The sequence below is a fragment of the Pseudomonas sp. BP8 genome, assembly GCF_017875955.1.
In the GTDB taxonomy this organism is placed as follows: Bacteria; Pseudomonadota; Gammaproteobacteria; order Pseudomonadales; family Pseudomonadaceae; genus Aquipseudomonas.
In genome coordinates, this window is the sequence record NZ_JAGINK010000001.1 from 4105571 (window position 1) to 4130803 (window position 25233).

Sequence of the window (25233 nt, forward strand, 5' to 3'; positions counted from 1 at the left end):
GCGGGCTTTCTTTTGTCCGCAAAACCATCTCTGACGGATTGCGCCATGAGGTAGGCAGGGCTATTCGCACCAGTCCCTACCCTGGCTCAAACCGACTCAAGCTTGCTCGCGTGACCGAGGATTTGTTCGCGTCGTTTCATGAAACGCTCCCAGACCTCAGGATTGAGTAGGTGTGGGGGGCGCACCCCTTCCAACATCATCAGGATTTGCTCAGCGGATGAACGCGCCACGTTTCGACGCCCGCCGTGGCTGACCCCGGCAGTGTGGAAAGTGGCAACCACGTTTGCCAGGCTCAACAGCGGCGCTTCGTGGGGAGGTGGTTCCACCTCCCACACGTCAAGGCCAGCACCGCGCAGGCGTCCGGAGCTGAGTGCCTTGTAGAGCGCAATCTCATCATGAATACCGCCGCGGGCCGTAGAGATAAAGACCGACCCTGGCTTCATCACTGCAAATTGTTCAGCACCGATCATGTGCCGGGTTTGCGCGGTGAGAGGGCAGTGCAGCGAAACAAAATCACTGTGCTTCAACAGCGTTTCGAGGCTGACCGGCTCAGCGCCCCGAGCGCGAACGTCCTCCTCGGCAACATAGGGGTCGTAGGCCAGAACCTTTAGGCCAAAACCGGCAGCAATCCTGGCAGTGCGAGTTCCGATTTCGCCAATACCGACGAGGCCGATGGTACAACCGTGGATCTCGTCCCCCATCAGGTCTTCACGCTTGAAGCCAGACGCTGTCCTCAGCATCCGATCGGACTCGACTACCCGCTTGATAACAGCAAGAAGCAGCGCGAACGTGTGTTCGGCCACCGAATGAGCGTTTGCTCCCGCTTGGTTGACCACCGGGATACCCGCTTTGGTACAGGCCTCGACATCGACTGTGTCATACCCGGCACCACCGGCTGAAACGCATAGCAGATTGGGGCTTGCCTCGATCAGATCCGAATTTACCCACCAGCGTTTTGGCAGATCATCCTTCGCCGCACACACGTGATAAACATGGGCGTCAGCAAGGGTTTTCTCGGTGGCTGCGCACGACGGATCACTCGACGCCACTTCAACAACAACGTCCGGATTGCGCGCCAGCGTTTCATCGAAAACAGGGTTGATCCAAAGATCCAGGCGACACACATGCGCCTTGAACGATCCAGTCATTTCAAGTTCCTCTTAAAAACTTCACACGCTTGAGCTACAGCTTGAATAGCGCCGAGTTGGCGATTAGCTATTGGACGGTTTCATTTGCGCTTGCTGCACAGGTTCATCAGAAGTGTCCTTCACCGGGGAGGCCGCGGGCACCGGCTCTTTGATGGTCAGCAAAATCAGGAAACTGACAAACGAAGCGATTGCCATGCACAGGAAGACTTGCGACCAGCCATAGCTGTCCAGCAACAAACCGACCAGGAAAGGTGCTGCGGCACCACCAAGCTGACCGCCCGTATTGACGATTGAGCTCGCGACCGGGAAGACCTTCTTGGATGCCAGGCCCATCGGATAGACCATGTACGAGGAATATCCAACGCTGATCAGCGTGCCGGTCAAGAACATCAAGCCGGCATACAGCAGCGGGTCATTTGGTGAATTGATCAAGGCATACATCATGCCGGCGGTTGCCAATGCCGAGAGCATCATGCCTGGCTTGCGACGTTTGCCCAGTACGCGATCGGAAAGAATGCCACCCAGCAGATTGCCGAAAATCGCACCCACCCAAGGTGCAGCCGCCACAAACCCCATGTTCATCATCGAGAAGTTTTTAACGCTGACCAGATAAGTAGGAATCCATGAAAGTAGAATCATGGAGATACCCACCTGAAAACTGTAGCCCAACGAGCAACCAATAATATTCCAAGAGCGAAACAGTTCTTTGCTGGTGTTGATTGGGGTGACGGGAGAAACGCGGATGAATTTATCCAGTTTCTTGAAGTCACGAGCCACCGTGGTGTTTTGCTGGGTGATGGAGTTGTTAGCTTCGTCGGTGATGTACTCCAGCTCTTTGGCATTCACAAACTTGCTTTCTACAGGCTGATTGGCAACCATGAAATACCACATGACCGCCAGCACAATACCGGGAATGGCGAAGAAGTAGAAGATTTCTCGCCACCCCCACATTGCAACGATTGCGACACACAGCGGCGGTACCAGCACCGGGCCGAATTTCACAGCAGCGAGGAAGATACCGGTTGCAGTGCCCTTCTCCTTCGCCGGAAACCAGTTGTTGATGGTCGCAGCAATCCCGATCGGCAAGGGACCTTCCGCGATACCGAGCAAGAAACGGCATACCTTGAGTCCGATCACAGAGCTGACGGTGCCCATCAAGCCGGTCAAGATCGAAGTTGCAATCATCGAAAACGAGAAGATCTTTCTTACACCCCATTTGCTGGAGGCGAAACCCGATGGGATTTGTGCCAATGCATACGCCAGCAGGAATACGCTCAACAGCGCTCCAGCCTCGGCATTGGTCATAGGATATTCTTCACGAATGAACGGAAGTGCAACGCCCAAGTTTGCGCGATCGGCAGACGCCACGGTGTAAACCAAGAAGAACAAGCCCGCGACTACCCAGCGGAACCGAGACGGCTTTTCAGATATATCAATACCGGTTTTCATACCTACACCTGCTCTTATTATTAAAGGTTGCGGGTTTCTAACTTTAACTTTCAGTTTAGTGCAGCAACACTTCGCCCCCGGGCGTATTCCCGCGCGCTAAGTGGTTTTTGGATCTCTCAGAATCGGGCGCGCATCAGTGGCTGCGCCGACTGAAGATCACGAAGGGGGATGGGGTGATAAGCGAAAACGTTGGCCCTGCTCCTGAGGGTGGCAGAAGCCAAACGAACACAAATGATCGCTGTCTGCTCCAGCCCGAGGAAGCGACAGGCATGTGAGAGAGGCGTAGCACAGGCCAAGGCGCCGCGAGGCGGGCAGCTTCAAGGCCTTACTGAAGGGAAATGGGCGCATGGCTCCTCCAACATTGTTGTTATGGAGCCAATATAACCCGGATTGTTCTTGGATTGTATTTTTATTTTTCGACTGTGCTTTCCGCCCGATGCGCCATGAAGCGCCGGTAAGCCATCCGGATGTGAGTCTTCATTGCCTGACTCGCAAGCTCTCCATCACCTATCTGCACCGCGTAGGTAATGTCCAGGTGCTGCTGCAGGCTGCGGGCGAAATCAGCGGTGTCGTAGAGGAAGAAGGAACGGGTGATCACCGGCATATCGATGAGCGTGAACAGCATCGACTTCAGCCGTTGGGAGCGAGCAGCGTCCAGCAACTGATGGTGAAATTCCTTGTTCGCAGCCTGCACTCGCACCTGGATGCTCTCCCCTCCCTGGCTGATGGCTCGTGCCATATCCTCATTGATCCGATGCAGTTGCTGAACGTCATCCGGTGTTGCTCGCTGCGCTGCAAGCATGGCGGCATGCGGCTCCAGTAGCTCGCGAAGGCTGAACATTTCCTCCACATCCCACCCTGTCCACCCAGCAATGAAAACCCCACGGTTAGCTTCAACCACGGCCAGGCCGTCTTCCACGAGACGCTTGAGCGAGGCCCTCACCGGCGTTCGGCTCAGGCCGAATTCGCGACTCAGCGGCTCTTCTTTGAGCTGAGTGCCGGGCTCGTACTGCCCGGCAATGATGCGGTTGCGCAGCGTTTCATAAATTCGCTCAGTAGCCATGCCTCTGCTTTCCCCCTGTCCGACCGCTCAAAAGCAATCATCTCAACTGCCTGAGCCTGCCTTTGGCACGCCCCCTGACGCGTATTATCGCCAGCACATCGATCGATTGTACGGAAATTGTTTGCAAGGCAGGCATTGTACTTTTATTGTATTCAGCAGCAGCCGTGACTGGCTTGTCCCCCCATCACGCAAGCATGGCGGCCCACTGCTCAAGCCATGGTCTTGTCGTGTAACAGATCAGAACAAATGGATATCGCCATGCCTATTCAACAAGAACAAATCGATGCACTGAAAAAGCTCGGCTCGGCCACCATTCACGAGGCGCAAGGCCAATCAGGCGCCCTCGACAGCTGTATTCACTCGATCAACCCTTCCCTAAGGCTCTGCGGCCCGGCGCTCACTGTCGACTGCCGTCCTGATGACAACCTGGCGATCCATTACGCACTGACCAAAGCCAAGCCCGGCGACGTGTTGGTAGTAGATGCGAAGGGCTTCACCGAAGCCGGCCCCTGGGGCGACCTGTTGACGCTTGCCGCACAACGCCTGGGGATCGTCGGCCTGGTCATCAACGGTGCCGTGCGTGATGCCGATTCCATCATCGAAATGGGTTTCCCGACCTTTGCGCGCGGCTTGAGCATTAAAGGCACTAACAAATGCCAACCTGGCAAAGTCAACGTACCCGTGGTGATAGGCAACGTTCTGATCAATCCGGGCGACATTTTGGTAGGTGACCGTGACGGCCTGGTGGTCGTGGAGCAGCACCGGGTCGAGGAAGTGATTCAACTCAGTCACGCACGAGAGGACAAGGAAGAAGGCATTCGGCACGGCATTGAATCCGGCGTGAGCACAATTGAGCTATTGGGGCTTCAAGCAACGCTAGCAAAGTTCGGAATGAACTGACCGGGGAATCAGCCGCATGCGCATCGCCACTCGCCTTGCGCATTGGGTTCATCCGCGAGAACAATCGATTGCCGCCACGGTGCCGGCAGAGGTGATTATGTTGCCGGCGCTGACATAGAGCACTTCGGGCCTGAAACGAACCTCAGGAAAACGTCGGGCAAACTCGTCTCGCACTACACTATTCCCCCTGAATATCAAAACGCTTCCTCAGCAGAAGCCGATGCCCAGCTATCGTATAGATGTTCCGGAAGACCGCACCTGAATGAGATTCTGATCAAGGCCTGATTAGCCGCAGCGGACGCGGCCTTATTTACCCACAAGCAGCTTCAGCCCCCACGACACCATCACGTTGATAATTTGCCTGGAGATCGCTCATGACACGCGGACTTGTAGTAGTTGATTTGCAAAATGAATATCTGCCCACCGGTAATTTGCCTTTGACCGGCATCGAAGGGGCTGTCGCGAATGCTATCCGGGTGATCAGCCACGCGCGCGATGCCGGTATTCCCGTTTTTCACATCCGCCATGAATCCGAAACCGAGGCGGCTCCAATCTTTGCCAAAGGGTCTGCCGGCGCGCAGATTCAGGCAGCGGTCGCGCCTGTCGGTGATGAGCCAGTGATTGTAAAAAACCACATCAATGCGTTCAGAGGAACTGACCTCAAGCAGCAGTTGGATGCCGCCAATGTAGAGGAAGTGGTAGTCATCGGCGCCATGAGCCACATGTGTATCGACGCCGTAGTCCGCGCTGCGGCGGACATGGGTTATCCGGTCACTGTGCTGCATGATGCCTGTGCCACCTTGGACCTCACCTTTGGCGGTGTGAGTGTGCCTGCGGCTCAGACCCATGCGGCGATGATGGCTGCCTTCGAGTTCGGCTATGCCACCGTCAAATCTGCGGACGATTACCTCTCGGCGTAGATCCATCACCACTCACGCGGCGTATGCCGTAAAAGCTGCTGAGGTCGCCCCAACTTCGGCCAGATAAAATATAGGGCCAACCCAGCCAAGGAGCCTGATGATGAACATCGCCAGTTTCGACGTCGACGCACAGAATGGCTTCACCGCCAACGCGCCACTGGAGCTGCCGGTGCCCGGCGGCAACCAGATCGTCCCGGCACTCAACACCATGGCCCGCCGCGCCAGCGTGCGCCTGGGCAGCAAGGACGCCCACCCGGCCAACGCCGTCTGGGTGGTTGCCGAAGCCAGCCAGATGCTGCAACCCCTGACACTGGCCAATGCCGACCTCACCTGGGTCAGTCACTGCGTGCCCGGCACGCCGGGTTTCGAATTGCTCGCAGGGCTGCCCGCGCCAATCGACTATGACTACTTCGTCTGGAAAGGCATCGAGCCTGATCTGCACCCTTACGGCGCGTGCTACCACGACCTCGCTGAACGCCGCTCCACCGGCGTCATCGAATACCTCAAGGTGCATGAGGTCAGCGTGGTGATTGTTGGCGGCCTGGCCCTGGATTACTGCGTACGGACCACTGCCCGGCAACTGCACGAGGCAGGCTTTACCGTGTTGTTATACCTACCGGCCTGCCGCGCGTTGACTGCTGAGGGCGCTGAGGCGGCGTGCACCGAGCTGTCGCGCACAGGGGTTATCCTCTGCGCCGATGAAGCCGCGCTGGACCTGCAGCTTGCCCAGCTCAAGGACGGCCGCCCCTTAGCGGTAGCCAACGCCAGGCCCTAACGCGTACTGCCAAACGTTGGTACGCCGCCTGGAAACAAGCGCTGGTCACTGAGCTTCTCCAGCAAGAAGTCATACACCAGCCTTATCCTCCGCGGCACCTGCCCGGGACGTGTCCGATAGAGCACCAGCTCGAGTGGCTGCGGCGCGTAGTCCGGCAGCACCTCAACAAGGGTGCCTTGGGACAAATGCGGCTGGGCGAGGTACAGCGGCATCTGGGCAAACACGCCACCCTGAAGGACCATCTCCAACTCCGTCTCCGGGTCATCGCAGGTGAAGCCAGGTTGTTCGGGCACGAAGCTCGCTTCGTTCGAGAACATCCACGGCCAACCCCGCCCGGACCTGCGATCCAGAAGCAAGGACAAGGGCAGCGCTTTCAGCTGATCAAGGTCCGAGGGCATGCCTGCACTGGCAATCAACTGCGGTGTGGCAACGACCTTCAACGGAACACTCGCAACCGTTCGGGCAACGAATCGGCGATCCCGGACAGTGCCCACGCGGATCCCGATGTCGATCTTCGATACCACCGAGTCCGTCAACTCATCATCCAGCGAAAGGTCGATGCTCAGCCTTGGATGCTGTCTGCGCAACTCAGCGAGAAACCGCGTCAGGTAGAGCTTGCCGATCGCATGGGGGGCAGTCAGCCCCACCCGTCCAATGATCGCTTCGTCGCCATCGTCGTTCGCTCTCACGAACAACTGATCGAAGCCGTCCACAGCAGCGCGGGCCTCCTGGGCCAGGCTTCTGCCGAAATCGGTAATCCTCATCTGTCGCGTGCTCCGGTGGAACAGAGGCTCGCCCATCAGCCGCTCGAGCTCCTGCACCGCCCGGGTGACCTTCTGCGCAGAGGTTCCCAACTGGTTCGCGGCCTCGCGAAAGGACGAACAGTCAGCGACTACCAGAAAGACTCTGACCATCTCTAGCCGGTTCAGCATCGTATAAATCCATATTTTGGAATTTTCAAATCCTAAATATTCCATTCAATGTGACTAAATGACAACTCATAATCGATCCATCTCCACTCACTGAGGTTACTGAAATGGGCAAGGGTATCGAAGGCAAGGTAGTCGTAATCACTGGCGCCAGCAGCGGTCTGGGTGAGTCTACCGCTCGCCACCTGGCTAGCCTAGGGGCATCAGTCGTACTGGCGGCGCGTCGCGAAGACCGTCTGGATGAGATCGTCAAAGACATCACAGCCGCAGGTGGGCAAGCCACGGCGCATCAGGTGGACGTGACCCGCCGTGAAGACCTGGTCGCCCTCGTCCAGCACGCGGTGGACATCTTTGGTCGTGTGGACGTGATGATCAACAACGCCGGCCTGATGGCCATCGCGCCTATTTCTGAACTGCGGGTTGATGAATGGGATCGGATGATCGACATCAACATCAAAGGCGTGCTGTATGGCATTGCCGCGGCGCTGCCGCTGTTCGAGCAGCAAGGCGCGGGGCATTTCATCAACATTTCATCGGTTGCCGGTATCAAGGTGTTCAGCCCCGGCGGCTCGGTGTACAGCGGTACCAAGTATGCCGTGCGCGCGATTTCGGATGGCTTGCGGCATGAGGTGGGCAGAAGCATTCGTACCACCACCATCGAACCGGGCGCGGTTGATTCCGAGCTGAAACTGGGTAGCGGTCATGAAGCAAGCGCACAGGCTGTCGCTGAATTCTACAAGCACGCCATCCCGGCGGAGTCCGTTGCCCGCGCCATTGCCTTTGCGATCGAGCAGCCGGCGGATGTCGACATCAATGAAATCGTCCTTCGCCCCACCTCCCAGGACTTCTGAGGCGGTCGGCGGGGAGCAATGGCACGCTATGCTTCCCGCGACCTCGATACCGAAGACCAACCCGCAGCGTTTGAGGAAAATTCAATGAAAGTTCTGATGGTACTGACATCGCACGACCAACTGGGCGACACCGGCCTGAAGACCGGTTTTTGGCTCGAAGAGTTCGCCGCTCCCTACTATGTGTTCAAAGACGCGGGTGCCGAGGTTGTGCTGGCGTCGCCTGCGGGTGGCCAACCTCCGCTTGACCCAAAGAGTGAGCTGCCCGACTTCCAGACCGACATGACGCACCGCTTCAACAACGACGCGGCTGCGCAACAGGCGCTGGCAAACACCGTCAGGCTCGATACGGTCAGCGAGAAAGATTTCGACACGGTGTTTTACCCAGGTGGGCATGGTCCTTTGTGGGATCTCGCTGAGTCGAAAACCTCGATCAGTCTGATCGAGGCGTTCGAGCGGGCTGGCAAGCCCATTGGTTTCGTCTGCCACGCCCCTGGCGCGCTTCGCCATGTGCAAGCGGCTGATGGCACCCCGTTGATCAAAGGCCGTCGGGTGACCGGTTTCACCAATGGCGAAGAAGCCGCCGTTGAGCTGACCAACGTGGTGCCCTTCCTTATCGAGGATGAATTTCAACATTTGGGCGGGCTTTATCAGAAGGGCCCCGATTGGGCGCCATTCATCGTCGAAGACGGCAAGCTGGTCACCGGGCAGAACCCGGCAAGTTCCGAAGGTGTGGCCAAGGCACTGGTCGCCCAGCTGAAATAATCTTCTACGCCGCGCCTGAGTCCATCACGGGCTCAGGCGAGGTTAGAGGGAAACGGTACTGCCAATTCGGAACAAAAGGACCGACGTCATTCTCATTCCAGGACTGGCGTCGCCCCGCGATGTATGGGCTGACCTGGCCTCCCGGTTTCTCGTGGGCCTTGCTCGTGTTGGCGCAGATGAACGCAGGCATCTGCGCCCGGTCAGACGGTTCCCTTGGCCTGCTGTTCCAGGTGCACCTGCAATGCCGGATCGATGTGCAGTGCGCTGGCCAGCTCATCAAGGTAGGCCCGCTCTGCAGCCTGCTGGTCATCCACCAGCATCACGCTGGCCAGATACATTTCCGCGGCCATGGCCGGGTCATTAGCCGACTGTGCCACCTCGGCAGCGTCAAGTGGCTTGCTGACTTCCTGACCCAGCCATTGCTGCAGTTGCGGGTCGCCGGTGTGACGTTTGATTTCAGCGTGGATCAACTGTTCTTCCTGCGGGTCGATGCGACCGTCAGCCTTGGCTGCCGCAATCAGTGCACGCAGGATGGCATGGCTGTGACCCTCGGCTTCGGAGCCGGACAATTGATCGACGGTGCGCAGGGCCTGTTGCGGGGCTGCCGCCTGATTGCGCTGCCAGCTTTGATAGGCCTTGAACGCCATCATGCCCAACGACGCCAGGGCCGCGTAGTTGGTGCCACTGGTAGTGCGGCCCTGGGTAGGGCTGCCAGCGCTGCTGCTGCCGCCACCCAACAGACCACCGAGTAAACCACCCAGGCCACCACGGCCACTCGCTGCACCGCCGCCGCCAAGCAGACCGCCCAACAAACCGCCCAAACCGCCCAGGCCATCTTGCGCTGACCTGCCGCCGCTCCCGGGTTGTGCTTGCGAGCGTTGCCCGGCCCGGAGTAACTGCTCGAGTAAGTCACTAGTATTCATGGCACCGCCCTCAGTCGGTAGTCGTCGCCCAGACCAGCAACGATAGCCCCCACAAGGCGATTCGCCATGACCGCCTGGCAGACGGAAAACCCGGTACTCACTGAGCTGGCGTTGCCGGAGAGCGACTGAATCCTTATTGACGCCCTGCCCTCGCGCTCGTCGACGCAGATTCGGTCTGGACTGCACAGGCGCTTGTTGAGAGTCCGTTATGTGAGATAGCAGTCAGTCGGTAACTGCTATGCAGGATTAGCCGCCCAGGTTTCGTGGAGATGACGCCACAGAACGCGCTCGCCTTGATGGCTTAGCAGTGCAGTCGAGATCCGCGTCTTCGCATCCTGGGCAGGCAGGTAGTGTGTCTCCCGATAGCGGATGACGGCGCCCTCCTGCCACTGTGCCAATGTTTCCATCTCGGTCACCGCAACGATCAGTCCAGGCTGGCTGCCGGAACGTTGAGTGAACAGGGTTGCAACCTCCTGCAGGCTCACCTGGACACCGGTCGGGGTGATCATGGAAAAGTCGGGGTGAAACCGCTCGAGCATGGCTTCAACCTGGCCGTCCCCTTTAGCGAAGAGCGCCTCGATCATTACGTGCAGGTCAATGACTTCTTGTAGGTAAGGATTCATAACATTCCTGTCTTTGGCGGATGGCCGATTATGACTGATGACCTGCAACAATGATCGCCTCACAGTGAGACGAGCCCTGTTCACTGTTGTCTTAGTCATGGATGGGCTGATGACTCTTGACCAGAACCGCCAGCCCTCCACCCAATGGATGACAGGGAATGGGTAAGCGAATGGCGTCATTCGATCTGCAACGGATGTTGTTGGGCGAGTTGCCCTTGACCTTTCTCTGGGAGGTCGCACTGCGCGTTCTGGCGGCATTTCTGGCCGTGTTCTTCTTTCTCAAGTTCAGTGGCCGGCGCGGCATCAAGCAGCTATCCCGCTTCGAGCTGGTGGTGATCCTGACGCTTGGCTCCGCCGCAGGCGACGTGACCTTCTACGAAGATGTGCCAATGCTGCCGGTGGCTCTGGTCTTCGTTACGCTGCTGCTCCTGTATCGCGGCACTGTCTTTCTCATGAAGCGCAACAAAGCCTGCGAAGCCTGGATAGACGGGCTGCCGATAACGGTAGCGAAGGACGGGATGTATGAGATCCACTCGCTGCGCAACATGAATATTTCCGCAAATGAGCTGTTCATGGAGTTGCGTCAGCAAGGTGTGGAGCACTTGGGCCAAGTACGTCTGGGCCTGTTGGAAACCGACGGAGAGCTCAGTCTGTATTTCTACAGGCCAGAGGACACCCGGCCGGGTCTGTCGGTACTGCCCCTCGAGCATCGCCCGGAGTACACCTCGCCGCCGGGTGCCGGCCTCTATTGCTGCGTGGGCTGTGGTTTTCCTGCCTATCACCAGGCGCATGACTCGCTCACCTGCGAGCGCTGCGGTCATGGCGTCTGGTCTCCGGCCTTGGACACTCCACGCAACCGCTAGCGAGGCCATTTACCGGCCCCACCGATCATCGCCTGCGGCTCAGACGTCCACGCACAGCTGGAGAAACCGCGCCGCCACCCGTGACGGTGTAGCCGCATGCGGCATCAAGATCGAAAAGCGCCGCGTCAACGGCTCAGGCGCAATGCGCAACCGGCGCAGCATGCCATCTTCATGGCGAATGGACATGGCCGAGACGAACCCCACCCCCATCCCCGCCCGCACCGCTTCCTTGACCCCTTCCACCCCGGCGATCTCGAGACCGACCCGCATCGCCACGCCACTGCGGGCAAACGCACGCTCGACCAATTGACGCACCCCTGAACCACTCTCGCGCAGCACCAGCGGATAGGCCCCGAGCGCTTCCAGCGTCTGCGCGCCGTCAACATCGGCAAGCGGGTGCGCAGCGGGCACGATGGCCACGATCTCATCCTCGCGCCACGGCGTTATGCCGGTGCCCAACGGCAATTCCTGGCCAGGCGGGCCTTCGATCAGGGCGATGTCCAGCGTATCCAGCGCGGCGACGATCTCGGCGCTGTTGCCGTTGGTAGTGGTCACCACCACGTCCGGGTAACGCTGACGAAAATCGGCGATCAGGTACGGCAACAGATAGCTGGCGGGGGTGGTGCTGGCACCAATACGCAAGGTGCCGCGCTCGAGTCCACGCAGTGCGTCGCGCAAGGCGTGGGCTTGGCGAAAGGTCTCGCGCAAGCGCTCGGCGTGGGCCAGCAGCTGCTGCCCGGCCGCCGTCAGGCGCACACCGCGGCCGGCGCGCTGGTACAGCGGTTCGCCGAATTCTTCCTGCAGCAGCTTGAGCTGACCGGACACAGCCGGTTGCGACAGGTGCAGGGCAACGGCCGCGTGGCTGATATTGCCGTGCTCGGCAACGGTGGCGAATGTTATCAGTTGTTCCGGGGTCATGAATTCAAAGTATCAGCTGAGCGGATATTTTGCATATCAAATGACGATTTTTTATAAGCTTATAACTGAATTAACGTAAGGCCATACACACCTACCTTGATCGGAGGACACACATGGCCACGGTCCCAGCAACCCCCAGCCTTGGGCCTACCCGCGATACCCGCGGGCGGCTCAACGGCATCCTCTTTGTAACCTTGTTCGCCTTGGCCGTCAGCCAGCTGGCCGCCCTGCCCGCCTTGGCCAATCTGGGCATCAGCCCGCTGATCGTCGGCATCCTGGCAGGTATGCTGTACACCAATGCCCTACGCCAGGGTGTGCCCGACAGCTGGGCCACGGGCATCAACTTCTGCGCACGCGGCCTGCTGCGCATCGCGGTGGCAGGCTTCGGCCTGCGGGTCAGCCTGCAGGAAATCGCCCAGGTCGGCTGGTCGGGGTTGACGGTGTCGCTGCTGATCGTCGGCAGTACCCTGCTGATCGGACTCTGGGTTGGCATGCGGCTGTTCAAGCTGGACCGCGATACGGCCCTGCTGACCGCCGCCGGCAGTGCCATCTGCGGCGCCGCCGCGGTGCTGGCGTTCGAATCGGCGCTGCGCTCGCAGCCGCACAAGAGCGCGATGGCGGTGGGCAGCGTGGTGCTGTTCGGCACGCTGTCGATGCTGCTTTACCCGCTGCTGGTCAATAGCGGCTGGATCCCGCTCGATACGCTGGGCGTCGGTTTGTTTTTCGGCGGCACCCTGCATGAAGTGGCCCAGGTGGTGGGTGCGGCGAGCAACGTCAGCGCCGAGGCCACGCATGTCGCGACCATCGTCAAGATGACCCGGGTGATGCTGCTGGTGCCGGTACTGCTGGTGGTCGGCGTGTGGATCAGCCGCTCGCGCCAGCCAGGCCTGGCGCAAGGCAAGGGCAAGGTCGCCGTGCCGTGGTTCGCCTTTGGCTTTATCGCACTGGTGCTGGTCAACTCGTTGCAGGTACTGCCGACCACTGTGGTCCACAGCGCCAACCAGCTCGACACCTTTGCCTTGACCATGGCAATGACGGCGCTGGGCATGGAAACCCGCTTGAGCCAGATCCGCCAGGCCGGGCCTCGGGCGTTGGCCACCGGTGCGGTTCTCAACCTGTGGCTGGTGTTCGGCGGCCTGGCGATCACCTACGCCGTGCAGCGGCTGCTGGGCTGATCCGCCGCCAGGCAATATCAGGGTGCATGGGGTCCGCCCATGCACCCTTTCGGCTCCCCCCTCCGCGCGGGACACAGCGCCAGGCCCGCAGCCGCGCGGGCTGCGCTGCGCTGGCCCGCTCTTTGCTACCACTCGCCTCTTAACCTTTTGTCAGCCTTAGGTTTTTTAAGGTTCATGAGCACATATTTACTAATTTCTCGATCCCCGCGCAGCCCGCATCATCCCTCCAACAAGAACACGTCGCCCCTTGCCGGCACGTACCCGGGCCCTTCCCGATGCCCCTCCTTGCCTTGGAGTCAGTCATGACCAGTGCAGCCAATTCGGCACCTCTCATAGAAAAACACACGATCGGATACGTGCCCCCGCAGGACCGCCATGGAAAGGTAAGGGATCTGTTCACGCTGTGGTTCGGCGGCAACATCGCGCCGCTGCCAATCGTCACCGGCGCCTTGGGCGTGCAGTTGTTTCACCTGAATCTGGTCTGGGGCATCGTCGCCATCCTCGTCGGCCACCTGGTCGGCGGCGTGCTGATGGCGCTGCACTCGGCACAAGGCCCGCAGATGGGCATCCCGCAGATGATCCAGAGCCGCGCCCAGTTCGGCTCGCTCGGTGCGCTACTGGTGGTGGTGATCGCCGGGGTGATGTACATCGGCTTCTTCGCCTCCAACATCGTCCTCGCGGGCAAGTCACTGCACGGGGTGGCCGAGTCAATTCCGGTGCCGGTGGGCATCGTCGTCGGCGCGCTGGGTTCGGGCATCATCGGTATCATCGGCTACCGCTTCATCCATGTGCTCAACCGCATTGGCACTTGGGTGCTGGGCATCGGCATCGTGGTCGGCTTCGGCTATATCTTCACCCACGTGCAGAGTGACGACTTCCTCACCCGCGGCGGCTTCAACCTCGCCGGCTGGCTGGCCACCGTATCGCTCGCGGCGCTGTGGCAGATCGCCTTTGCCCCTTACGTGTCGGATTACTCGCGCTACCTGCCGGCGGACGTCAAGGTGTCCTCGACCTTCTGGACCACCTACCTCGGTTCGGCGCTGGGCTCGAGCCTGTCGTTCGTGTTTGGCGCGGTGGCGGTGCTGGCAATCCCGGCCGGGATGGACACCATGGACGCGGTCAAACTCGCCACCGGCGCAATCGGCCCACTGATGCTGGTGCTGTTCCTGCTCAGCGTGATCAGCCACAACGCGCTCAACTTGTATGGCGCGGTTTTGTCGATCATTACCCTGATCCAGACCTTCGCCTACCGCTGGATCCCGACCGCGAAGAGCCGTGCGGTGCTGTCGCTGATCGTCCTGGCGGCGTGCTGTGTGGTGGCGATCTTCGCTTCGGCGGATTTCATCGGCCACTTCGTCGACATGGTCCTGGTGCTGCTGGTGGTGCTGGTGCCGTGGACAGCGATCAACCTGATCGACTTCTACGTGATCCACAAAGGTGACTACGACATCGACTCGATCTTCAAGGTCGATGGCGGTATCTACGGCCGCTACAACCCGCAGGCGCTGCTGGCCTATGCGGTGGGCATCATCGTGCAGATCCCGTTCATGAACACGCCGCTGTATGTCGGGCCGGTGTCCGAGCATATCAACGGTGCGGACCTGTCGTGGCTGGTCGGGCTGGTGATCACTTCGCCGCTGTACTGGTGGCTGGCGAGCCGTGACAGTGCCTATCGTCGTCGGCAAACCAGTGCCAGGTTGGCGACTGCTGTTTGATGGCGCCGCGCTGAGCACAGGCTCCAGGTAACGCCACCTGCTCTGTAGGAGCGGGCTGGTCCCGCGAAGAGGCCAGCCCGGTTGCCCCTGGGGTATGGCACCGGCTTGGCCGGTGTTCGCGGGGCAAGCCCGCTCCTACAGGATGTGCGCAAATCACTGCGTTCGGATCAAAGGTTGTACGCACGCTCATTGTGCTCGGCCAGGTCAAGGCCCTGCTCTTCCTCCTCACGGGTCGCGCGCAAGCCGATTGCCAGCTTGATTGCGCCGAGGATTGCCCAGCTGACCACAAAGCAGTAGACGAAGGTAAACGCCACGCCCTTGAGCTGCACCAGCAGTTGCGCCAGCGGCGTCACCCCTTCCACATAACCGCCCAGCGACGGCGCGGCAAACACGCCGGTAAGTAACGCCCCGACCATCCCGCCAACCCCATGCAGCCCGAACACATCCAGGCTGTCGTCGTAACCCAGCGCCTGCTTCAGCCGGGTCACGGCAAAGAAGCACACCGCCCCGGTCACCAGGCCAATCACCAACGCCCCCAACGGCCCGACATAGGCACACGCAGGGGTAATCCCGACCAACCCCGCCAGCGCCCCGGAGGCCGCACCCAACGCGGTCGGCCGGCCATGAGTGAGCTTCTCGGTCAGCAGCCAGCCGACAATCCCCGCACAGGCGGCGATCATCGTCGCAAGCATCACCACCCCGGCGCCTTCATTGGCCGCCAGCCCCGAACCCACGTTGAAGCCGAACCAACCCACCCACAACAGTCCCGCGCCGATAAGGGTAAACCCCATGTTGTGCGGCGGCATCGCCACGTGCGGGTAGCCCTTGCGTTTGCCGAGCATGATCGCCGCAGCCAGGGCCGCCACCCCGGAGTTGATGTGTACCGCAGTCCCGCCGGCAAAATCGAGCACGCCCCAATTGACCATCAACGCCCCCGGTCCGCCCCAGACCATGTGCGCGATCGGCGCATACACCAGGGTGAACCAGGCCGCCATGAACAACAGCGACGCATTGAACTTCATCCGCTCGGCGAAGCCGCCGGCAATCAGCGCCGGGGTGATGATGGCGAAGGTCAGCTGGAACACCGCGAACACCCCTTCCGGAATGGTCCCGACCAGGCTGTCATGGCCGATATCGAGCATCAGCGCCTTGCCCAGGCCACCCACGAAGCTGTTCACCGTCAGTTCGCCCTCGACCATGCCTGTGGTGTCGACCACCAGGCTGTAGCCATACAGCACCCAGAGCATTCCGATCACACCCGCCACGGCGAACAGCTGGGTAAACACCGACAAGAGATTTTTGGCCCGCACCATGCCGCCGTAGAACAAGGCAAGCCCCGGAATACACATCAACAGCACGAACATCGCCGCGCAGATCATCCAGGCGGTATTGCCGGTATCCAGGGTCGGCTGTGCGGCATTGGCCAGCGGCGCCAGCAGCGACAGCGAAAGAGCAACGGTCAGGTGCTTCATGGTTTCACTCCTGTGCAAATGCAAACCGCCGGCACAAGGCCGGCGGTATCCGAAAGGTCAGTACTGGGCTTGCCCCGGTACCCAGTGGGTGCCGGCCAACGGTACCCGAGCCATGGCGGCGGCCTCGACGGTGAGCGCCACCAGGTCCTCCGGGTCGAGGTTGTGCAGGTGCGATTTGCCGCAGGCGCGAGCCATGGTCTGCGCCTCCAGCACCAGCACGCGCAGGTAGTTGGCCAGGCGCCGGCCGGCCTCCTCCGGGTCAAGACGCTTGGCCAGTTCTGGGTCCTGGGTGGTGATGCCGGCCGGGTCGCGGCCGTTTTGCCAGTCGTCGTAGAAGCCGGCGGCTGAACCGATCTGGCGCAACTCATCGTCCAGCCGCGGGTGGTTGTCACCCAGGGCGATCAACGCCGCCGTGCCGATGGCCACCGCGTCGGCCCCCAGCGCCATGGCCTTGGCCACGTCGGCGCCATTGCGGATGCCGCCAGAGACAATCAGCTGCACCTTGCGGTGCATGCCCATCTCCTGCAGGGCCTGAACGGCCTGGGGGATGGCCGGCAGAATGGGGATGCCGACGTGCTCGATGAACACTTCCTGGGTCGCCGCCGTGCCGCCCTGCATGCCATCGAGGACGATCACATCGGCGCCAGCCTTGACCGCCAGCTTGACGTCGTAATACGGGCGGCTGGCGCCGATTTTCACGTAAATGGGTTTTTCCCAGTCGGTGATCTCGCGGATTTCGGCAATCTTGATCGCCAAGTCATCCGGGCCAGTCCAGTCCGGGTGACGGCAAGCGCTGCGCTGGTCGACGCCGATCGGCAGAGTGCGCATGCCGGCGACCCGCTCGGTGACTTTCATCCCCAGCAGCATGCCGCCACCGCCCGGTTTGGCGCCCTGCCCCAGAACGATTTCGATGGCATCGGCCTTGCGCAGGTCATCCGGGTTCATCCCGTAGCGTGACGGCAGGTACTGATAGACCAGGTGCTGCGACTGGCCGCGCTCTTCCGGGGTCATGCCGCCGTCGCCGGTGGTGGTACTGGTGCCGGCGATGGTCGCGCCACGGCCGAGGGCCTCCTTGGCGTTGGCCGACAACGCACCGAAGCTCATGCCGGCGATGGTCACCGGGATCTGCAGGTGGATCGGCTTCTTGGCAAAGCGGCTGCCCAGCACCACGTCGGTGCCGCACTTTTCCCGGTAGCCTTCGAGCGGGTAGCGCGAAACGCTGGCGCCAAGCAGCAGCAGGTCGTCGAAGTGCGGTACGCGGCGCTTGGTGCCACCGCCGCGGATGTCATAGATGCCGGTTTCGGCGGCGCGCTGGATTTCCTGGATGGTCAGGCGATCGAAGGTGGCCGACTCACGCAGTACCGGTTGGGATTTATCGCTCATGGGAATGCTCCTGGATCAGTACGCGGAGGCGTTGTCGACTTTGAAGTTGTACAGCTGGCGCGCCGAGCCATAGCGCTTGAAGGCGCTTGGGTCTTCGTCAAAGCCGGCGCGGTTGAGCAGCTCCTTGAGCTCTTCGAGGTGCTCGGCGCGCATGGCCTTCTCGATGCAGTCCGAGCCCAGCGAGCTGACGCTGCCCTTGACGTAGATGCGCACCTCGTAGAGCGAATCGCCCAAGGCATCACCGGCATCGCCGCACACCACCAGCCGCCCGGCCTGGCCCATGAAGCAGCTCATGTGGCCGATGCTACCGCCGACCACGATGTCGACGCCCTTCATGGATATTCCGCAGCGGGCACCGGCGTCGCCTTCGATCACCAGCAGGCCGCCATGGGCGGTGGCGCCCGCAGCCTGGGAAGCGCTGCCCTTGACCCGCACCGAGCCAGACATCATGTTCTCGGCGACGCCGACGCCGACGTTGCCGTGCACGGTGACACTGGCCTTCTGGTTCATGCCGGCGCAGTAGTAGCCGGCGTGCCCTTCGATATCCACGGACACTGCCGTGTTGATGCCCACGGCAAGGTTGTGCTTGCCGTCAGGGCGGGTCACCCGCCATTCGCGGTCTTGCACCTCGCCATGCAGGGATTGGTTGAGTACGCGCACCGAGGCGCTGGAAAGGTCGATGGTCTTCATGCAGGTCTCCCGTAATTGGCTTCGGTGATCAGGCGCTTTCGCGCTCCCAGACGTAGAGGGTGGCTGGCGCAGGTTCCCAGACCTTGGCCTTGTCGATGCCCGGCAGGCTGGCCAGCGCCTGGTACTCCGAGGCCATCGCGACGTAGTCGTCGGTTTCGGCAAGCACCGCCGGTTTGCAGGCGATCGGGTCGCGGATCACCGCAAAGCCATTGCGGGTGCCGATGGCGAAGGTGAAGAAACCGTCGAGGTCTTGCAGGGCGCCATCCAGCGCCTGGGCCAGGCTGTCGCCCTGCTGCAGGCGCCAGGTCAGGTAGCCTGCGGCCACTTCGGTGTCGTTGTCGGTTTCGAAGGTGATGCCCTCGCGCTTGAGTTCCTGGCGCAGGCGGAAGTGGTTGGACAGCGAGCCGTTGTGCACCAGGCAGAGGTCGGCGCCGGTGGAGAACGGGTGGCTGCCTTCCATGGTCACCGCACTTTCGGTGGCCATGCGGGTATGGCCGATGATGTGGCTGCCTTGCATTCCGGCCAGGCCGAAGCGGCTGGAAATGTCCTGCGGCAAGCCCATGCCCTTGAGAATCTCGATGCTCTGGCCGGCGCTCATGATGCGCAGGCCTGGCGCCAGCTCGGCCAACGCTGCGCGAGCAGCGGCTTCGCTGGTGTGCAGCTTGACCACCGCGGCGCTGGCGTTCTGGAACCAGTCCAGCGAGCAGCTCAGTTGGCCTTCGAGGGCACTCATCAGCTCGGCCCAGGCATAGCCGGTGTCGCTGGCTTGCAGGGTCAGCTTGACCCAGCCGTCGGCCACTTCATCGCCGTAAATGGCAAAACCGGCGCTGTCCGGGCCACGGTCGGTCATGGCGTGCAGCATGGGTTCGAAGAGTTTGCCGAGCTGAGCTTCCAGCGCCGGGTTTTTCAGGTACAGGCCTACGATTCCACACATAAAAAGAACCTCACTTCATTCGGCAGCTGACGCCAAGCGACAAGCTGCAAGTTGTCCGGGGTGAACGGGGAATGGCTGTGCGCCGCGAACTGCCTGGTCTTGCGGCTTGCAGCTTGAAAACGCGTGGCTTAAAAGAATTCGGTGTAGCGCTGGATCTCCCAGTCGGAGACGTGGCGGCTGTACTCCACCCACTCCATGCGCTTGAGCTTGATGAACTCATCGACGATCTCGGCGCCGAGTACCTCGCGGAACAGCGGGTCGGCCTCAAGGGCATCGGCAGCCTCTTTGAGCGACTGCGGCAAGGTGGCGATGCCACGGGCGGCGATGTCTTCCAGGCTCAGGTTGTAGAGGTTCTCGTTGCACATCGGGCCCGGGTCGAGCTGGCGGTCGATGCCATCGAGGCCGGCGGCAATGATCGCGGCCGTCACCAGGTAGGGATTGCAGCCCGCGTCCGGCAGGCGGAACTCCAGGCGTCCATAGGGAATGCGCACCATCGCCGAGCGATTGTTGGCGCCCCAGGCGACAAAGGCCGGTGCCCAGGTCGAGCCGGACAGCGAGCGGCCGACCACCAGCCGCTTGTAGGAGTTGACCGTCGGCGCGGCCAGCGCACACAGCGCCGGGCCGTGGGCGAGCAAGCCGGCGGCAAAGTGATAGGCCAGCTTCGACAGGCCCATGCCGCTGCTATCGCTGGCGTCGTGAAAGAGGTTCTTGTTGGTTGCACTGGCCAGCGACAGGTGAAAGTGCATGCCGTTGCCGGCGCGCTTGGGGTCAGGCTTGGGCATGAACGAACAGATCATCCCCAGGTCGTTGGCGATCTCGCCGGCGGCCATGCGGAAGAAGGTAAAGCGGTCAGCCGACTCGAGTGCGTCGCTGTAGGTGTAGTTGATCTCGAACTGGCCGTTGGCGTCCTCGTGATCGATCTGATAGATATCAAAGCCCACCGGCTGCAGCGCCTCGGTCAGCCGCTCGAGGAACAGCCGCGAGCGCGACAGGCCCTTGTAGTCGTAGCAGGGCTTGTCGAGGTTGTCGGAGGCATCGACCAATTGCAGCTTGCCGCCTTCATCTCGGCGAAACAGGCTGAACTCGGGCTCAAGGCCAGTGTTCAGGGTCCAGCCCTTGTCGGCCAGGCGCTGCACTTGTTGCTGCAGCACATGGCGGCTGTCGTAGGCCCAGGGTTGGCCGTTGACATGGCCCACGCAAACTACCCGGCCATAGCCCGGCTGCCACGGCACCGGGATCAGCGTCGACAGATCACCACGGGCCATGAAGTCTGGGCCATGCGGCTCCATGCCCATGCCGCAGATGGCGAAGCCGGCGAAACCGGCACCCTCCTCGGCCACCGCCTTGAGGCCGGTGACCGGCACCGACTTGGTTTTCGCTGCCCCATGGATATCGACAAACTGCGCCAGCACGTACTTGATGCCGTGCTGGTCGAGAAGGCGCTGGGTTTCTGCTGGCAACATGGATGATCACTCCTGGTAAAGGGGCCTGGCATGGTTGAACCTGCAAGTAATTCCACACGGGAAACTTACTTTCATCACAGGAATGCAACTGCCTTGCCAACTTTGCCCACGGACTGCTCAAGCGCTGAAAATGGCGTTTACTTCTGTATATATGGGAAACTTGCTTTCACGTGAGGAAAGTAAGCGGCCAGCGAAGTCGCCTACGCACTTTCTCAGTGCGAAATATTTATTCTTGAACTGAAACCGTGCAGGAGCTTTGATGTCGACCGAAACCGAACCGCGTCTTCGCCTGGAGCAGTACCTGGGCTTGCAGATCAAGCGCCAGCGTCAGGCCCAGGCCTTGAAGCTGGCAGATGTGGCGCGTATCGCCGGGATCAGCCAGGGCATGCTGAGCAAGATCGAGAACGCGCAGGTGTCGACCAGCCTGGATACCCTGAGTCGGCTGTGTGATGTGCTGGGGATGCCGATGTCCAAGCTGTTCGCCCAGTATGACCAGCCGGATGGCAACGCCTTGTTGGTCAAGGCGGGCGACGGGCTTGAAGTGGTCAGGCGCGGGACCGAGAAGGGCCACACCTATCATTTGCTCAATCATGCCCGGGGGCCGAAGAAGCACTTCGAGGCGTACATGGTGAGCATGGACGACGCCAGCGAGGAGTTTCCGACCTTCTCTCATCCGGGGACGGAGTTCTTGCACTTGCTCGAGGGTGAGCTGGTGTACCGGCACGGCAATCAGCTGTACCGGATGCAGGCCGGCGACAGCCTGACCTTTGACGGCGATACGCCGCATGGGCCTGAAGAGCTGGTGCAGGTACCGATCCGGTTGCTGTCGATCATGAACTACGGTAACGATTGAGATTGCCCTGCAAGCCGTGCCGGCCTCGTCGCGGGACAAGCCCGCTCCTACAGTTTTCTTCAACGCCTCGGACCCTGTAGGAGCGGGCTTGCCCCGCGAAGAGGCAGCCATTACCAACACAAATGTCTGGATTGCAGGCCATTTTCCTCCGCAAAAATTGTAGAAGCGTCCTTGTGTCCCGAAAGGGCTGCAGAGCAGTTCCGGCGCACTCAAGCCCGTCATAACCGAAAACTGCTCCCACCGAAAAATTTCCTACCAAGATAAAAAATTTCCCACAAGGTATAGACCTTGCCCTCCACTTCGCCTATAAATCCGCAAAAGGAAATTTATATTCCTACCAAGAAATAAAACTGATTCCGATATCGCCCTTTCGCCCTTGTGCCCGACCTGCCCCATTCCACCACGAGGACCCGACCATGCACCCCGCTCCCGACCATTTCATCCTGCGCATCAGTTGCCCGGCCGTGTCCGGCATCGTTGCGGCAGTGACCACCTACCTGGCCGAGCAAGGTTGCTACATCAGCGAAATGGCGCAGTTCGACGACGAAGACAACGGCCGCTTCTTCATGCGCGCCGTGTTCCGCTACAACGTCGGCATCAGCGGCGACACCCCCCAGCTCGAAGCCGGCTTTGACGATGTAGCGCAACGCTTCGCCATGGACTGGAGCCTGCACAGCAGCGCACGGCCGCTGCGGGTCCTGCTGATGGTGAGCAAGTTCGACCACTGCCTGGCCGACTTGCTCTACCGCCATGCAAAAGGCGAGCTGGACATGCAGATCACCGCGATCGTCTCCAACCACCTCGACCTGCGGGGCATGGCCGAGCGCCAAGGCATCCGCTTCATCTACCTGCCAGTGAGCAAAGAGACCAAGGCCGAGCAGGAAGCCGCGCTGATGCGCATCGTCGAAGACAGCGCCACCGAGCTGGTCGTGCTGGCGCGCTACATGCAGATCCTCTCTGATGACCTGTGCAGGCAGCTGTCGGGCCGAGCCATCAACATCCACCACTCGTTCCTGCCCGGTTTCAAAGGCGCCAAGCCCTACCATCAGGCCTACCAGCGCGGGGTCAAACTGATCGGCGCCACCGCGCACTACGTCACCAGTGACCTCGACGAAGGGCCGATCATCGAGCAGGAAGTGCAGCGTGTCGACCACGCCTACAACCCCGAAGACCTCGTGGCGATCGGCCGTGATACCGAGACCATCGCCCTCTCTCGCGCCGTCAAATACCACCTCGAACACCGGGTGTTCCTCAACCACGACCGCACGGTGATCTTCAAATGAACGCCTTCCCCAGCCTCAAACTGATCGACGGCAAGGCCACCGCGGCGCGGGTGCTGGCCGAGGTCCGGGAACAGGTCGACAGCCTGCGCCGCGGCGGCATGCAGCCGGCCCTGGCCGTGGTGCTGGTGGGCCAGGATGCGGCCAGCCAAGTGTACGTGCGCAACAAGGTGCTGCGCGCCGAAGAGGTCGGCATCCGCTCACTCGAACAGCGCCTGCCCAGCGACACCGAGCAAGCCGACCTGCTCGGCGTGATCGAACAGCTCAACCGCGACCCGGCCATCAACGGCATCCTCGTGCAGCTGCCACTGCCGGGGCACATCGACGAGCACCAGGTGCTGCAGGCCATCAGCCCGCTGAAGGACGTCGACGGCTTTCACAGTGCCAACGTCGGCGGCCTGGCCCAAGGCCGCGACGTGCTCACCCCGTGCACCCCGAGCGGCTGCATGCGCCTGCTGCGCGATGCCTGTGGCGAGCTGCGCGGCAAGCACGCGGTGGTCATAGGACGCTCGAACATCGTCGGTAAACCGATGGCGGCGCTGCTGTTGCAGGCCGACTGCACGGTGACCGTGGTGCACTCGCGCAGCCACGACCTGCCGGCCCTGTGCCGCCAGGCCGACATCCTCGTCAGCGCGGTGGGCAAGCCGCGCCTGATCGGTGCCGACTGGCTCAAGCCCGGTGTGGTGGTGATCGACGTGGGCATCAACCGCATCGAGGAAGATGGCCGCAGCCGGCTGGTCGGCGATGTCGATTTCACTGCCGCCCTGCCCCTGGCCGCGGCCATCACGCCGGTGCCGGGTGGTGTCGGGCCGATGACCATCGCCTACCTGATGAAAAACACTTTGCTGGCCCTCGACCTGCAGCAGCAGGCCGCCCAACGGGAGCGCACCGCATGCCATTCGCCCTGCTGAAACATGGCCTGAGCGCCGACTACCCGGTAGAGGTCGACCTGCCACCGCCCTGCGAACTCAAGCCGCGCTACGACGTGGTGATCATCGGCGGCGGCGGCCACGGCGTGGCCATCGCCTATTACCTGGCCAAGTACCACGGCATTACCAACGTCGCAGTGCTGGAAAAAGCCTACCTGGGCGGTGGCAATACCGCGCGCAACACCGCCGTGATCCGCTCCAACTACCTCACCAGTGAAGGCGTGCGTTTCTATGCCGAATCGGTGCGGATGTTCCAGAACCTGTCCAACGAATTCGACTTCAACATCATGTATTCCGAGCGGGGCCAGCTGACCTTGGCCCACACCGACGCCACCGTGCGTGCCTTCCGTCAGCGCGCCGAGGTCAACAAGCACTTCGGCGGGCGCACCGAGATGATCGACCGCCAGCAGATCCGTGAGCTGGTGCCCAGCCTGAACCTCGACCCCGGTCATTTGCCGGTCATTGCCGGGCTGTGGCATATCGACGGCGCCACCGCGCGCCACGATGCCGTGGCCTGGGGTTACGCCAAGCAGGCGGCCAAGCGCGGTGTGGAAATTCACCAGCTGACCGAAGTGCAAGACCTGGTGATCCGCAGCGGGCGCATCGAAGCGGTCAAGACCAACCGCGGCACCGTGCAGTGCGGCTGCGTGGTGCAGGCCGTGGCCGGCGCCAGTTCACTGTTGATGGCCAAGGCCGGCATCCGCGCACCGATCCACACCTACCCGCTGCAAGCGATGGTGACCCAGCCGTTCAAGCCATTCCTCGATCCGCTGGTCAGTTCCTCGGCACTGCACTGCTACGTGCAGCAGACCAGCCGCGGCGAGATCGTCTTTGGCGGTGGTTCCGACCCTTACCCGCTGTACAACACCCGCTCGACCCTGGACCTCAAGGAAAGTCTGCTCGCCCATGCCATTGAGATGTTCCCGTTCATGGCCAATGCCAAGCTGATGCGCCAGTGGGCCGGGATGACCGACATGACCCCGGACTACAGCCCGATCATGGGCCTGTCGCCGGTCGACAATTACTACCTCGACGCCGGTTGGGGCACCTGGGGCTTCAAGGCCACGCCGATCTGCGGCAAGACCATGGCCGAGCTGGTTGCCAGCGGCGGCAAGGTGCCCGCGCTGATCGCGCCATTCGCCCTGGAGCGTTTCAGCCGCTTCCAGCAGGTCAACGAAATGGGCGCCACGGCGGCCAGCCACTAAGAGGAACGCG

The 25233-nt window shown here is 61.3% G+C and carries 24 protein-coding genes and 1 pseudogene; 12 read left to right on the top strand and 13 right to left on the bottom strand.

Going from position 1 to position 25233, the window contains the following annotated elements; all coding sequences use genetic code 11:
* Positions 1-86 precede the first annotated feature (86 nt).
* From J3B00_RS17870 to J3B00_RS17880, 3 genes are all read right to left on the bottom strand, one after another.
* Positions 87-1148, bottom strand: a complete 1062-nt coding sequence (locus tag J3B00_RS17870; RefSeq protein WP_209869551.1) for a hydroxyacid dehydrogenase — start codon at positions 1146-1148, stop codon at positions 87-89.
* Positions 1149-1211: 63 nt separating this feature from the next.
* A complete protein-coding gene (locus J3B00_RS17875) occupies positions 1212-2597 on the bottom strand; it encodes an MFS transporter (protein WP_209869554.1) in 1386 nt (461 codons plus the stop codon).
* Positions 2598-3006: 409 nt separating this feature from the next.
* Complete coding sequence (locus tag J3B00_RS17880; protein WP_209869559.1) at positions 3007-3660, bottom strand: GntR family transcriptional regulator; 654 nt, start codon at positions 3658-3660, stop codon at positions 3007-3009.
* A gap of 246 nt (positions 3661-3906) precedes the next feature.
* Here J3B00_RS17880 and J3B00_RS17885 point away from each other — a divergent pair, with 246 nt between their 5' ends.
* Positions 3907-4560: a 4-carboxy-4-hydroxy-2-oxoadipate aldolase/oxaloacetate decarboxylase gene (locus tag J3B00_RS17885; RefSeq protein ID WP_245362581.1), complete on the top strand. Its 654-nt coding sequence runs from the start codon at positions 3907-3909 to the stop codon at positions 4558-4560.
* Positions 4561-4620: 60 nt separating this feature from the next.
* On the opposite strand, the pseudogene J3B00_RS26720 reads toward J3B00_RS17885, so the two are convergent.
* Positions 4621-4731, bottom strand: a pseudogene (locus J3B00_RS26720) (GlxA family transcriptional regulator); the annotation flags it as partial.
* Positions 4732-4934: 203 nt separating this feature from the next.
* Between J3B00_RS26720 and J3B00_RS17890 the strand changes: the two are divergent.
* On the top strand, positions 4935-5480 hold the full coding sequence (locus J3B00_RS17890; RefSeq protein WP_209869563.1) for a cysteine hydrolase family protein: 546 nt from the start codon (positions 4935-4937) through the stop codon (positions 5478-5480).
* Between the two features lie 100 nt (positions 5481-5580).
* The gene (locus J3B00_RS17895; protein ID WP_209869566.1) at positions 5581-6255 is read left to right on the top strand and encodes an isochorismatase family protein; all 675 of its coding nucleotides are present in this window, start codon (positions 5581-5583) and stop codon (positions 6253-6255) included.
* Here the strand turns inward: J3B00_RS17895 and J3B00_RS17900 are convergent.
* A complete protein-coding gene (locus tag J3B00_RS17900) occupies positions 6252-7232 on the bottom strand; it encodes a LysR family transcriptional regulator (protein WP_245362582.1) in 981 nt (326 codons plus the stop codon). The genes J3B00_RS17895 and J3B00_RS17900 overlap by 4 nt on opposite strands.
* 59 nt (positions 7233-7291) lie before the next feature.
* Here J3B00_RS17900 and J3B00_RS17905 point away from each other — a divergent pair, with 59 nt between their 5' ends.
* A complete protein-coding gene (locus J3B00_RS17905) occupies positions 7292-8035 on the top strand; it encodes an SDR family oxidoreductase (protein ID WP_209869569.1) in 744 nt (247 codons plus the stop codon).
* 84 nt (positions 8036-8119) lie between these two features.
* Complete coding sequence (locus J3B00_RS17910; protein WP_209869572.1) at positions 8120-8797, top strand: type 1 glutamine amidotransferase domain-containing protein; 678 nt, start codon at positions 8120-8122, stop codon at positions 8795-8797.
* A gap of 200 nt (positions 8798-8997) precedes the next feature.
* On the opposite strand, the gene J3B00_RS17915 is transcribed toward J3B00_RS17910, so the two are convergent.
* Positions 8998-9720 (bottom strand): tellurite resistance TerB family protein, encoded by a 723-nt coding sequence (locus J3B00_RS17915; RefSeq protein WP_209869575.1) that lies wholly within the window; start codon positions 9718-9720, stop codon positions 8998-9000.
* Positions 9721-9956: 236 nt separating this feature from the next.
* Positions 9957-10343, bottom strand: a complete 387-nt coding sequence (locus J3B00_RS17920; protein ID WP_209869579.1) for a hypothetical protein — start codon at positions 10341-10343, stop codon at positions 9957-9959.
* A 170-nt stretch (positions 10344-10513) separates the two neighbouring features.
* On the opposite strand from J3B00_RS17920, the gene J3B00_RS17925 reads away from it, so the two are divergent.
* Positions 10514-11206, top strand: coding sequence for a DUF421 domain-containing protein (locus J3B00_RS17925; RefSeq protein WP_209874967.1), 693 nt, complete (start codon positions 10514-10516; stop codon positions 11204-11206).
* 39 nt (positions 11207-11245) lie between these two features.
* Here J3B00_RS17925 and J3B00_RS17930 read toward each other — a convergent pair whose 3' ends face one another.
* On the bottom strand, positions 11246-12124 hold the full coding sequence (locus tag J3B00_RS17930; protein ID WP_209869582.1) for a LysR family transcriptional regulator: 879 nt from the start codon (positions 12122-12124) through the stop codon (positions 11246-11248).
* 113 nt (positions 12125-12237) lie between these two features.
* On the opposite strand from J3B00_RS17930, the gene J3B00_RS17935 reads away from it, so the two are divergent.
* Both J3B00_RS17935 and J3B00_RS17940 read left to right on the top strand, forming a co-directional pair.
* The gene (locus tag J3B00_RS17935; RefSeq protein ID WP_209869584.1) at positions 12238-13299 is read left to right on the top strand and encodes a YeiH family protein; all 1062 of its coding nucleotides are present in this window, start codon (positions 12238-12240) and stop codon (positions 13297-13299) included.
* A gap of 302 nt (positions 13300-13601) precedes the next feature.
* The gene (locus J3B00_RS17940) at positions 13602-15014 is read left to right on the top strand and encodes a cytosine permease (RefSeq protein ID WP_209869587.1); all 1413 of its coding nucleotides are present in this window, start codon (positions 13602-13604) and stop codon (positions 15012-15014) included.
* Positions 15015-15181: 167 nt separating this feature from the next.
* Here the strand turns inward: J3B00_RS17940 and J3B00_RS17945 are convergent, their stop codons facing one another.
* The 5 genes from J3B00_RS17945 to glnT form a co-directional block, all read right to left on the bottom strand.
* Positions 15182-16486, bottom strand: coding sequence for an ammonium transporter (locus tag J3B00_RS17945; RefSeq protein WP_209869590.1), 1305 nt, complete (start codon positions 16484-16486; stop codon positions 15182-15184).
* A gap of 57 nt (positions 16487-16543) precedes the next feature.
* Positions 16544-17869, bottom strand: coding sequence for an FMN-binding glutamate synthase family protein (locus tag J3B00_RS17950; protein ID WP_209869593.1), 1326 nt, complete (start codon positions 17867-17869; stop codon positions 16544-16546).
* Between the two features lie 15 nt (positions 17870-17884).
* On the bottom strand, positions 17885-18559 hold the full coding sequence (locus J3B00_RS17955; RefSeq protein ID WP_209869596.1) for a protein glxC: 675 nt from the start codon (positions 18557-18559) through the stop codon (positions 17885-17887).
* A 28-nt stretch (positions 18560-18587) separates the two neighbouring features.
* Positions 18588-19493 carry a glutamine amidotransferase family protein gene (locus J3B00_RS17960; RefSeq protein ID WP_209869600.1) on the bottom strand — a complete coding sequence of 302 codons (906 nt, stop codon included), beginning with the start codon at positions 19491-19493 and terminating at the stop codon, positions 18588-18590.
* 128 nt (positions 19494-19621) lie between these two features.
* Complete coding sequence (gene glnT, locus J3B00_RS17965) at positions 19622-20956, bottom strand: type III glutamate--ammonia ligase (protein ID WP_209869603.1); 1335 nt, start codon at positions 20954-20956, stop codon at positions 19622-19624.
* 259 nt (positions 20957-21215) lie between these two features.
* On the opposite strand from glnT, the gene J3B00_RS17970 reads away from it, so the two are divergent.
* From J3B00_RS17970 to J3B00_RS17985, 4 genes are all read left to right on the top strand, one after another.
* Positions 21216-21809, top strand: coding sequence for a cupin domain-containing protein (locus J3B00_RS17970; protein WP_209869606.1), 594 nt, complete (start codon positions 21216-21218; stop codon positions 21807-21809).
* Between the two features lie 416 nt (positions 21810-22225).
* The gene (gene purU / locus J3B00_RS17975; RefSeq protein ID WP_209869609.1) at positions 22226-23092 is read left to right on the top strand and encodes a formyltetrahydrofolate deformylase; all 867 of its coding nucleotides are present in this window, start codon (positions 22226-22228) and stop codon (positions 23090-23092) included.
* Entirely contained in the window at positions 23089-24000 is a 912-nt protein-coding gene (folD, locus tag J3B00_RS17980) for a bifunctional methylenetetrahydrofolate dehydrogenase/methenyltetrahydrofolate cyclohydrolase FolD (RefSeq protein ID WP_209869612.1), read from the top strand. Before purU ends, folD begins: the two co-directional genes overlap by 4 nt.
* Positions 23982-25223, top strand: coding sequence for an FAD-dependent oxidoreductase (locus J3B00_RS17985; protein WP_209869615.1), 1242 nt, complete (start codon positions 23982-23984; stop codon positions 25221-25223). The genes folD and J3B00_RS17985 overlap by 19 nt, the downstream gene beginning before the upstream one ends.
* The last annotated feature ends 10 nt before the right edge of the window (positions 25224-25233 follow it).